The organism is Kitasatospora sp. NPDC059803, from assembly GCF_042732255.1.
Classification (GTDB): Bacteria; Actinomycetota; Actinomycetes; order Streptomycetales; family Streptomycetaceae; genus Kitasatospora.
In genome coordinates this window covers 1-10,288 of sequence record NZ_JBHWIJ010000064.1, presented here as the reverse complement: position 1 = coordinate 10,288, position 10,288 = coordinate 1, and the positions used below count along the sequence as shown (strand labels likewise).

Genomic DNA, 10,288 nt, shown 5'->3' with positions numbered 1-10,288 from the left:
CTGAGCCACCCTCACCCGAAACGAAGCAGGAGCCTCCCCATGACCGACAACCCCGAGCAGGACTACGACCCGGGCGACGTGGCCGTCATCGGCATGTCCCTGCGGGCGCCCGGAGCCCGCACCAAGGAGCAGTTCTGGGACAACCTCGTCCACGGCCGGGAGTCCGTGTCGTTCCTGGCCAAGGACGACATCCACGTCGACGAGACCCTGATCCACAGCCCGTTCTACGTACGGGCCTGCGGCGTGCTCGACACGTACGACAAGTTCGACCCGTCGGTGTTCGGCATCAGCGACCGGATGGCGGCCGCGATGACCCCGGAGAACCGGCTGTTCCTGGAGAGCGCCTGGGAGACGCTGGAGGACGGCGGCTACGACCCGGACCGGCTCCGGGCCGAGATCGGCATGTACGGCGCCAACAACCCGCAGACCGCCGCGCTCTACAGCTCCCCGCCGGACCGGGTGTCGGTCGGCCCCGAGGCGATCGAGGCCAGCCTGGCGTGGTCGCCGGACACCATGACCTCCAACGCCCTGTACTACATGGGGCTCATCGGCGAGGCCGTCACCGTCGCCGCCGTCTGCGCCGGCTTCCACTACGCGGTCCACCTGGCCTGTCAGTCGCTGCTGCTCGGCCAGACCGACCTGGCGATCGCCGGCGGCGCGATGGTCCGCCTGCCGCACCCGCGCGGCCACCTGTGGGAGGAGAACCGCATCCTGTCGAAGGACGGCCACTGCCGCCCGTTCGACGCCAACGGCACCGGCACCGCGCTGTCCAGCGGCGTCGTCACCGTGCTGCTGAAGCCGCTGGGCCACGCCGTCGCCGACCGCGACCACATCTACGCCGTCGTCAAGGGCTCGGCCGTCAACAACAACGGCGTCAGCGCGATGGCGTACGGCCTGGCCCAGCCCGAGCGGCTGAGCGCCTGCATCGCCAACGCCATGGAGGTCGGCGGCGTCACCCCGGACACCGTGTCCATGTACGAGGCCAACGGTCTCGGCCTGCCGATGACCGACGAGCTCGAAGTGCACGCGGCGACCATGGCGTTCGGGAAGCAGACCGCGACCACCTCGATCGGCGGGGTCAAGGGCAACGTCGGCCACGGCGGCGTGGTCTCGGGCGGCTTCGGCGCGATCAAGGCCGCGCTGGCCCTGCACCACAAGACGCTCCCGGCGACGATCAACCTCACCGAGGTCAACCAGGACCTCGACTTCCCCAGCACCCCCTTCGTGCCGCAGATCGAAGGGGCGCCCTGGGAGCCGCAGGCCGGCATCCGCCGCGCGGGCATCACCTCGATCGGTGGCGGCGGCTACAACGCGCACCTGCTGCTGGAGGAGGCGCCGACGGCCGCCGGGCGCGCCCCCGAGGACGAGGGCCGGCCGCGGCTGGCCACCCTGTCCGCCCTCGACGACGACACGCTGGCCCGGCAGCGTACGCGGCTCAAGGAGCGGCTGGAGGCCGACCCCGACCTGCGCCTGGACGACGTCTGCTTCAGCCTCAACCTCGGCCGCAAGGTGATGGCCCGCCGGTGGGCGGCCGTGGTCCGCAGCCGCGCGGAGCTGATCGCGGCGCTGTCCGACGACGCCGCCCGCGGCCCCGCCACCACGACCGCCGCCGCCCCGCAGACCGACCCGGGCTCCTTCTCCCGCACCGACAACGGGATCGTGCCCGCCGGCCAGGACGAGCGGGCGCTGGCCGAACTGGCCGCCGCCTGGGTGACCGGCCAGCAGGTGGACTTCGACGCCCTGCACCGGGGGCAGGCCAGCCACCGGGTGCCGCTGCCCACCTACCCGTTCCAGCCGCGCCGGTTCTGGCGCACGGACTGGTGACCATGAGCACGCCGCCACCGGACACCGTGGACCTGGGCGACCCGGCCACCTTCGCGGACCACGACCTCGACGGGTTCTGGCGCACCCTGCGGGACACCGCCCCGATGCACTGGAACCCGCCCGTCGACGGCCGCCGGGGATTCTGGGTGCTCTCCCGCCACGACGACATCATGGCCACCTACCGGGACAACGCGAACTTCACCTCCGAGCGCGGCAACGTCCTCGTCACGCTCCTGGAGGGCGGCGACGCCGGGGCCGGCCGGATGCTGGCCGTCACCGACGGGCCCCGGCACCACGAACTGCGCAAGATCCTCCAACGGGTGCTCTCGCCGAGGGTGCTCGACGAGGTCGCGCAGACCGTCCGCGTCAACACCCGGCAGTGGATCCGCGAGGCCGTCGAGTCCGGCGGCTGCGAGTTCGCCGAGGAGATCGCCAGCCGGATCCCGATGACCACGATCTCGAACCTGCTCGGCGTGCCCGAGCAGGACCGGGACTACCTGCTCAGCCTGACCAAGACCGCGCTGTCGGCCGAGGACGAGGACGTCGACGAGGTCGACTCCGAGATGGCCCGCAACGAGATCCTGATGTACTTCATGGACGTCGTCGAGGAACGGCGCGAGTCCCCGGGCGACGACGTGATCAGCATGCTGATCGGCAGCTCCATCGACGGCGTGCCGTTGTCCGACGAGGACGTCGTGCTCAACTGCTACAGCCTGATCATCGGCGGCGACGAGACCAGCCGGCTGACGATGATCGACTGCGTCCACACCCTCGCCGCCCAACCCGAACAGTGGCGGCGGTTCAAACACGGCGAGGTCGCGGTCGAGACCGCCGTGGACGAGGTGCTGCGCTGGGCCTCGCCCACGATGCACTTCGGGCGCAGCGCCGTACGGGAGACCGAACTGCACGGCGTCCGGCTGCGGCCGGGCGACATCGTCACGCTCTGGCACGCCTCCGGCAACCGCGACGAACGGGTCTTCGCCCGGCCCGGGGCGTTCGACCTCGGCCGCACCCCCAACAAGCACCTGGCCTTCGGCTACGGCCCGCACTTCTGCGTCGGCTCGTACCTGGCCAAGGTGGAGATCGCCGAACTGCTCACGGCCCTGCGGGACTTCACCACCGGATTCGAGCAGACCGAGGAGGCGCTGCGGATCCGGTCCAACTTCCTGACCGGGTTCTCCACGATGCCGGTGCGGTTCGAACCCGACCACCGCGGACTGAAAGAGGTCGACTGACCCGGATGAACATCTACATGTCAGGACAAGGGGGATTCGCGGTCGCAGTCGCGGAAGCCCTGCTGGACGACGGGCACAAGATCGTCGGCGCGGCCGCCCCCCGGCTGCGCAAGGGGAAGTCCGACGAGGGCGACGCGATGTGCTGGGACCGCCTGCGCTCCTGGGCGTACCACAAGGACGTCCCGTGGACGGACTCGGCCGAACTGCGCGCGCGACACATCCCGGACGGGGTCGACATCATCGTCGCCGCCCACTCGCACGCCTTCCTCGGCCGCCAGACCCGCGCCCGGGCCGCCGTCGCCACCATCGGCTACCACCCCAGCCTGCTGCCGCTGCACCGCGGCCGGGACGCCATCCGGTGGACGATCCGCGACGGCGACAAGGTGACCGGCGGAAGCGTCTACCACCTCACCGAACGCACCGACGCGGGCCCGCTCGCCGCCCAGGAGCACCTGTTCGTGCCCCCGGGCTCGACCGCGCAGAGCCTGTGGCGCGACCACCTGGCACCGCTCGGCGTGCGACTGCTCCTCAAGGTGGTCGCCGACCTCACCGCGGACCGGCGGATCGAAGTCCCCCAGGACGAGAAGCTGGCCACCTGGGAGCCCGCGATGGGCGCGCCACCGCTGTTCAAACCCGAACTCATCGCGCTGCCCGGAACGGTGCAGGTCGACAGCAGCAAGTGGGCCCTGCACGACGGGTGACAGCCAGGCGGCCTGCCGACGACGGTGCCCCGCACACCACGCGTGTGCGGGGCACCGGACTGGTCGCCGAGCCCGTCGTCGGAACTCGACAGCGTGAACGTGTACACCAGGGACGGCAATTCCGAGCGCCCCCCGTGTACCTCTGCACCTTCACCGCGAAGGAGTCCCGACCATGCGGAAGTTCATCATCGATCTGGCCGAACGCACCGTCGCCACCTACGCCGTGGCATTCCTCGGCCTGCTGCTGGCCGACGGATTCGACCTGACGTCGATCGGCGCGTTCAAGGCGGCGGCCGTGGCGGCACTGCCGGCCGCGCTGGCCGTGGTCAAGGGAGTGGCCGCGACCTTCGTCGGCGACCCGAACTCGGCAGCCCTACTGGCCCGCCCCCACGAGTAACAGGCCCGGCCGGGCGCGCTAAACCGGGAACTCCCCGTTCTGGACGGCCGCGACGAAGGCGCCCCATGCCGGGTCCGGGAAGGAAAGGACCGGACCGCTGGCGTCCTTGGAGTCACGCACTGAGACGAGGTCGGGGTGGCCGTGGGCGACCTCGACGCAGTTGCCGCCGTTGCCCCCGCTGTAGCTGCTCTTGTGCCAGAGCAGCTTCATGCGGGGAACTCGCCCTTGTGAACGGCCGCGACAAAGGCTTGCCATGCGGCTGCGGGGAAGGCGAGGGTCGGGCCGTCGGGGTCCTTGGAGTCACGCACGGGCACGAGGCCGGGGAACCCGGGGGCCACCTCGATGCAGTCGCCGCCGTTCGTGCCGCTGTAGCTGCTCTTGCGCCAGCTGGCCGCGTCGAGCTCGTTCTGCATCATCTCCGAACCCTTCCAGCGCCTCGGTGATTTGCCGCACCCGATCGCGGAGCTCGCGGTCGGTCCCCACTTGATCTTCCGTCGTGCCATCACTGCCCCCCTGCTGTACACCACGTGCTCAACACGTGTATCTGGGCGTCACGGTACCTCCGCGTTCCGATCATCAGTATCGGAACGCGATCTTTTGCTTGCGCAGCGTCACGTCGCGCGCCGTTCGTGCGCCCCTGTCCGCCGGTCCGCCTCGTACGGGCGTGAAGGTCCGGGTCGGGGCGCGGGGGAGGAGCCACGCGACCGCGACACGCGGGGAACGCTACGTCGACGAACGGGTCCTTCCCGATAATGCAGGGGTCGCGTCACCGGGCCGCGCACGCCCCCGTTCCCAGGAAGGCGCACGACCATGGAAGGCTCCTCCTCGACCGCGCTGGCCGACATCGCGACCATCCTGCTGATCGGACTCGTCCTGTCGCCGCTGCGTACCCGTCTGCGCCAACCGGTGGTGGTCGGCGAGATCGCGGTGGGGGTGATCCTGGGGCCGAGCGTCCTCGGGCTGCTGCCGGGCGACCTCCCGCACGTCCTCTTCCCGCCCCAGGTCCGCGAGCATCTGTCGGTGATCGCCCAACTGGGCATCGCGCTCTTCATGTTCGCCGCCGGGTGGGAACTCGACCTGAAGCAGCTGAACGGGCGGGTCCGCACCGTGGTGGCGGTCACCGCGGCCTCCGTCGCCGTGCCCTTCGCCCTCGCGGTCGCCCTGGCGGCGGTCCTCACGGCCAGGTGGCCGTACCTCATCGGTGCGGAGACGTCCCCCGTGTTGCTGGCCGTGTTCCTGGGCATCGCGCTGTCCGCCAGCGCGCTGTCGGTGCTCGCGCGCATCGTGGGGGAGAACCAGCTGCAGACGACCCGCACCGGGGCCATGGCCACGGCCTGCGGGGCGCTCACCGAGATCACCGCGTGGTGCGGCGTCGCCTGCGTCGCCTCCGCGGCCCGGAGCGGCGGCTCGGACCACGTCCTCCTCGCGTTCGCCGAACTCGCCTGCTACGCGGCGGCGATGGCCTTCGTGGTCCGCCCGCTGCTGCGGCGCCTGCTGCGCCGGCCGGCCCGCGTCGACGGGCATCCCCTGCTCGTCCTGCTGACCCTCGGCAGCGGGATCCTGCTGTCCGCGTGGACCACCTCGTGGCTCGGCATGCACGCCGTGATCGGCGCCTTCGCCTTCGGGCTGGCCATGCCGCGCGACGCCGCCGAGGAGCTGCGGCACGCCGTCGAGGTGCCGCTGCGCCACGCGGGGGCGCTGCTGGTGCCGGTCTTCTTCGCGCTCACCGGGCTGTCCGTGGACATCGGCGGGCTGGGTTTCGGGAGCCTGGTCGCGGTGGTGGTGTTCCTGGCCGTCACCTGGGGCGGCAAGTTCGCCGGCGCCAGGCTGGGTGCCCGGCTGATCGGCGTGCCGCGCGGCGAGGCCACGACGGTGGCGGTCCTGCTCAACACCAAGGGCCTCAGTGAGGTCCTCATCCTGACCCTGGGCCGTGACCTGGGCGTCATCGGCGACCGGCTGTTCACTGTTCTCCTCGTCACCGCCTTCGCCGCGACCCTGCCCGTCAACCCGCTCGTTCGGCGCCTCATCCGGGCTCCTGGCGCTGCTGCCCCGGTCGGCGTCGCGGCTCTGCCCCGTCAACAGCAGGACACCCCCGCGAGATCGGACATCGAGGAGGCCAGGGGAACGTGAGCACTGGCGGGGTGGAGATTTCCTGCGCCTGTCCCACCGGCACCACCGCCGAGATGGCCGCCACTGTCTCAATGAAGTCTCATTATTAGCCGCTGCCCGGCGGCCGCCCTCGTGTCTCCGGCTACGTCGGCAGGTGGCGGTAGACCGTCGCCCGGGAGACTCCGAGCTCTGCCGCGATCTGCTCGGCGGTGCGGCCGGCCGCGTGCAGGCGCCGGGCGGTGTCGACCATCGCCGGGCTCATCGCGCTCGGCCGGCCGCGCCGTTCAGCGCCGCCGCGCCCGGGGCCGGCCGCGGCGGGGGGTTCGGGGCCGTCCAGCAGCCGGTGAACTCCGGCCAGGATGCAGGCGCGCAGGTCCTCGGGCGGGGCGTCGGCGAGCAGGATCACCGGGTCGGAGAGCATGGCGATCGTCTGGGCGGCGCGCACCCGGGCGACGAAGTCCGGGTGGGGCCCCGCCACCAGGACGTTCGCGCGCAGCATTCCGTCGCGGAACCGCGTGAAGCCCGGACCCGAGAGGCCCGGCGCCGCGTCGTACAGGCTCATCCGCAGCAGGTCGCGGTGGCGCAGCCAGACGTCGAGCAGCCCCTCGATCGCCGCCCAGCGGGCTGCGGTCGGATCCGGCGGCCCGGTGGGCGCCAGCGCGGCGTCCAGGTCGTCCAGCATCGGTTCGATCAGCGCGCCGAGGATGTCCGCCTTGCTGGGGAAGTGGTACAGCACCGCGGCCTTGGTCACGTCCACCCGCTCGGCGATCCCGCGTACCGAGGTGGCGTGGTAGCCGTGCGCGGCGAACTCCTTCAGGGCCACCGCGAGGATCCGTGCCCGGGTGTCGGGGTTCTCGGCAGCAGTCATGTGGGGAGCCTAGTCGCTGCCCCTTGCCTGACCGGCGGTCAGGGCGTAGCGTCGAATTACTGACCGATGGTCAGTCCGGGGGTGCCGACGTGACCGCTGACCGGCGACGGCTGCCGCGAGTCGGCCTGGCCGCGATCAGGCGACGACGATCGGGCGATGACAGAAGGAGCGTCCATGAACGCCTCGACCAAGACGGCCGATCGCACCGTGCTGATCTCCGGGGCCGGCATCGCCGGACCGACGCTCGCCTACTGGCTGGCCCGCCACGGCTTCCAGCCGACCGTGGTCGAGCGGGCCGCGGCCGCGCGCTCCAGCGGCAGCCCGGTCGATGTCGCCGGTCGCGCGATGGAGGTCGCCGAGCGGATGGGGATCAGGGACCGCCTCCGGGCGGCCGCCACCCAGGTCACCGGTGTGGGCTTCTACAACGCCGCGGGCCGCCGGGTGGGCAGGATCGACCTGCGCGGCCTGTCGGGTGCGGACCGGGCCGACACGGTCGAGCTGCCGCGCGGCGATCTCGCCGCGATCGTCCACGAAGCCGGCCGGGACGACGCCGAGTTCGTGTTCGGCGACTCGATCGCGAGCCTGAGCCAGGACGAGGCGGGTGTCGACGTCACCTTCGAGTCCGGCCGCCCCCGCCGCTTCGCCCTGGTGGTCGGCGCCGACGGCCTGCACTCCGCCGTCCGCCGGCTGGCCTTCGGCCCGGAGTCCGGGTTCGTCCGCCACCTGGGGATGTACGTGGCCACCATGCCGTTGGCCGGGATGGCGGGCGACCTGCGGGAAGTGGCGATCCACAACACGCCGGGCCGCGCCCTCTGCGTGCATCCCGGATGCGGCAGGCCGCTGGCCGCGTTCATGGTCCGGTCCGCCGCCGTGCCGGACTTCGACCACCGCGACACCGATCAGCACCGGCGACTGCTGACCGCCGCGTTCGCCCGGATGGGCTGGCGCGCGCCCGAGGTGCTGGCGCAGGTGCGCGAGAGTGAGGAGCTGTACTTCGACGCGGTGAGCCAGGTCCGGCTGCCGCAGTGGTCGCGGGGCCGGGTCACGCTGCTCGGCGACGCCGCGTCCTGCGTGTCGCTCTTCGGCGGCGGCTCCAGCCTGGCCCTGGCGGGCGCCTACGCCCTGGCCGACGCCCTGGCCGCCGATCCCGCCGACCACCGCGCGGCCTTGGCCCGTTACGAGGCCGCGCACCGGGGGTTGGTGGACCAGGCCCGGCAGTCCGTACGAGCGGCCTTCGCGCTGCTCGTCCCGGCCGGCCGCGGCGGCATCCTGGCCCGGAACCTGGCCACCCGGCTGTCGCCGGTCGCGCTGGCGGCAGCCCGGGTTGGGAGTGTCCTCAAGTCCCGTGCCGCGCGCGGGGATTAATCATGACCAGGCCGGAGCTTCCCTTCCTCGGCCGACTGCACGCAGGAGGCATCGTACGAGCGGACCTCGCCGGCCGCCTGGCCGTCGTCGACCGCATCAAGGGCGCCATCACTACCGTGTCGGCAGCCGGTGTGAACCGTTCGTGGGCAGCCGGACGTATCCACCGGTGAGGTGGCGAGCGGACGGTGTCGCCCCGTCAGCTCCGGCCTTGTGCGGCGGTGGTGGCGGCGGGTGGCGGTGTCGCGGCACGGGACGGTGCGGTATTGCACGCACGTCCCCTGCCGGGAGTCTCGCCACCGGCCCTCGCTGCCCGTCGATTTCGGAGAAACTCCTTTGCGCAACAGCAGGTTCACCTCGGTCCTCCTGGCCGGCGTCACGACGCTGGCGGCCTTCGCCGTCGGCGTCGGCCCGGCGGTCGCCGCCCCGTCCGACCCGGCCGCCATCGTCGACTCCCCGGACGCCTTCCCGGGCGACCAGGACGTCGAGGTCTTCGCCGAGGACGGCGCCATCAGCCGGACCAAGGTCCCTGCGGCGTCCCCCTTCGTCGCCGAGCAGTCCATGAGCGTGGCCGCTGCCGGCGCTGCCGCCGGGGACGGCGCCGTCACGAAGGTCGTCAACAACGGGAGCACGGACAGCAAGCTGGACGTGGTCATGATCGGCGACGGCTACACGGCCTCGGAGCAGGACAAGTTCCGCAAGGACGCCGCGGCGAAGTGGAAGGACATCAGCGCCGTCGAGCCCTACGCCACCTACCGCAAGCTGTTCAACGTGTGGGCCGTGGGCGCCGTCTCCGAACAGTCGGGCGTCTCCGGGGACCCGAAGCAGAACACCGTCCGCAAGACCGCCCTCGGCTCGCACTTCTGGTGCAACTCCATCGAGCGGCTGCTGTGCGTGGACGTCAAGGCCGTCGACGCCTACGCCGCCAAGGCCCCGCAGGCCGACCTCGTGATCGTCGTCGCCAACACCGCCAAGTACGGCGGCGCCGGCTACGGCAGCACCCAGTCGCCGCTCGGGTACGAGGGCATCGCCACCGTGGCGGGCGGAAACGCCGCGTCCGGCCAGATAGCGGTGCACGAGACCGGCCACTCGCTGGGCAAGCTCGCGGACGAGTACTGGGCCGATGGGGCGGGGCCCTACAAGGGCGCGGAGCCCACGCAGCCCAACATCACCACCCTGAGCGCCGACCGGATGCGCCAGGACAAGACCAAGTGGTACCGCTGGCTGGGCAAGACCTCGCCCGACGGCGGCACCGTCGGCGCCTACCAGGGCGGCAGCAACTACCCGTCCGGCCTGAACCGGCCGACCGACAACTCGGTGATGCGCTCCCTCGGCCGCGAGTTCAACCTGCCCGGCCGCGAGGCGATGATCGCCGGCTTCTACCGGCACGCCTCCACCCTCTCCAGCGCCACGCCCGTCACCACCCGGCTGACCGCGACCGACCGCCTCACCGTCGACCTCCCGGTCTCCGGCACCAAGCTGCGGTGGTACCTCGACGGCAAGGAGGTGACGGCCCTGCGCGACCGCAAGACGATCGCCGTCTCCGACCTCGGCCCCACCGGCCCCAAGCCCGCCGCCCACGAGCTCAAGGCCGTCGCGAACGACCCCACCTCGTCCGTCATCGACCCGGCCCTGACCCCGGCGCTCACCCGCAGCCTGGTCTGGAGCGTCACCCGCTGACCACGGGGCGTGGGGGCGCGCGGGGGCGGGGGGGGGCGGGGCCCCGCCCCCCCGCCGGGCCCGCGCCCCCGGGGCGGCGCCCGGGGGGGCGGGGCGGGGGGGCGGGCGCCGC

10 protein-coding genes are annotated in these 10,288 nt (G+C 72.2%); 7 read left to right on the top strand and 3 right to left on the bottom strand.

Annotated features, from left to right (window positions below; genetic code table 11):
- Window positions 1-39: 39 nt before the first annotated feature.
- From ACFV6I_RS13585 to ACFV6I_RS13570, 4 genes are all read left to right on the top strand, one after another.
- Window positions 40-1,824 (top strand): beta-ketoacyl synthase N-terminal-like domain-containing protein, encoded by a 1,785-nt coding sequence (locus ACFV6I_RS13585; protein WP_380338661.1) that lies wholly within the window; start codon window positions 40-42, stop codon window positions 1,822-1,824.
- Complete coding sequence (locus ACFV6I_RS13580) at window positions 1,821-3,059, top strand: cytochrome P450 (protein ID WP_063346319.1); 1,239 nt, start codon at window positions 1,821-1,823, stop codon at window positions 3,057-3,059. The genes ACFV6I_RS13585 and ACFV6I_RS13580 overlap by 4 nt, the downstream gene beginning before the upstream one ends.
- 5 nt (window positions 3,060-3,064) lie before the next feature.
- Entirely contained in the window at window positions 3,065-3,760 is a 696-nt protein-coding gene (locus ACFV6I_RS13575) for a formyltransferase family protein (protein ID WP_063346318.1), read from the top strand.
- A gap of 172 nt (window positions 3,761-3,932) precedes the next feature.
- A complete protein-coding gene (locus ACFV6I_RS13570) occupies window positions 3,933-4,157 on the top strand; it encodes a holin (RefSeq protein WP_063346317.1) in 225 nt (74 codons plus the stop codon).
- Between the two features lie 18 nt (window positions 4,158-4,175).
- Here the strand turns inward: ACFV6I_RS13570 and ACFV6I_RS13565 are convergent, their stop codons facing one another.
- Complete coding sequence (locus ACFV6I_RS13565; protein WP_380425155.1) at window positions 4,176-4,367, bottom strand: DUF397 domain-containing protein; 192 nt, start codon at window positions 4,365-4,367, stop codon at window positions 4,176-4,178.
- Window positions 4,364-4,573, bottom strand: coding sequence for a DUF397 domain-containing protein (locus tag ACFV6I_RS13560; protein ID WP_244293269.1), 210 nt, complete (start codon window positions 4,571-4,573; stop codon window positions 4,364-4,366). Before ACFV6I_RS13560 ends, ACFV6I_RS13565 begins: the two co-directional genes overlap by 4 nt.
- A 394-nt stretch (window positions 4,574-4,967) precedes the next feature.
- Between ACFV6I_RS13560 and ACFV6I_RS13555 the strand changes: the two genes are divergently transcribed.
- On the top strand, window positions 4,968-6,287 hold the full coding sequence (locus ACFV6I_RS13555; protein ID WP_380338669.1) for a cation:proton antiporter: 1,320 nt from the start codon (window positions 4,968-4,970) through the stop codon (window positions 6,285-6,287).
- 121 nt (window positions 6,288-6,408) lie between these two features.
- Here the strand turns inward: ACFV6I_RS13555 and ACFV6I_RS13550 are convergent, their stop codons facing one another.
- Window positions 6,409-7,134, bottom strand: coding sequence for a TetR family transcriptional regulator (locus ACFV6I_RS13550; RefSeq protein WP_380338671.1), 726 nt, complete (start codon window positions 7,132-7,134; stop codon window positions 6,409-6,411).
- A gap of 174 nt (window positions 7,135-7,308) precedes the next feature.
- On the opposite strand from ACFV6I_RS13550, the gene ACFV6I_RS13545 reads away from it, so the two are divergent.
- Both ACFV6I_RS13545 and ACFV6I_RS13540 read left to right on the top strand, forming a co-directional pair.
- Window positions 7,309-8,499, top strand: coding sequence for an FAD-dependent monooxygenase (locus tag ACFV6I_RS13545; RefSeq protein WP_380338674.1), 1,191 nt, complete (start codon window positions 7,309-7,311; stop codon window positions 8,497-8,499).
- A gap of 333 nt (window positions 8,500-8,832) precedes the next feature.
- Window positions 8,833-10,176: a M64 family metallopeptidase gene (locus ACFV6I_RS13540; protein WP_380338677.1), complete on the top strand. Its 1,344-nt coding sequence runs from the start codon at window positions 8,833-8,835 to the stop codon at window positions 10,174-10,176.
- Window positions 10,177-10,288 lie beyond the last annotated feature (112 nt).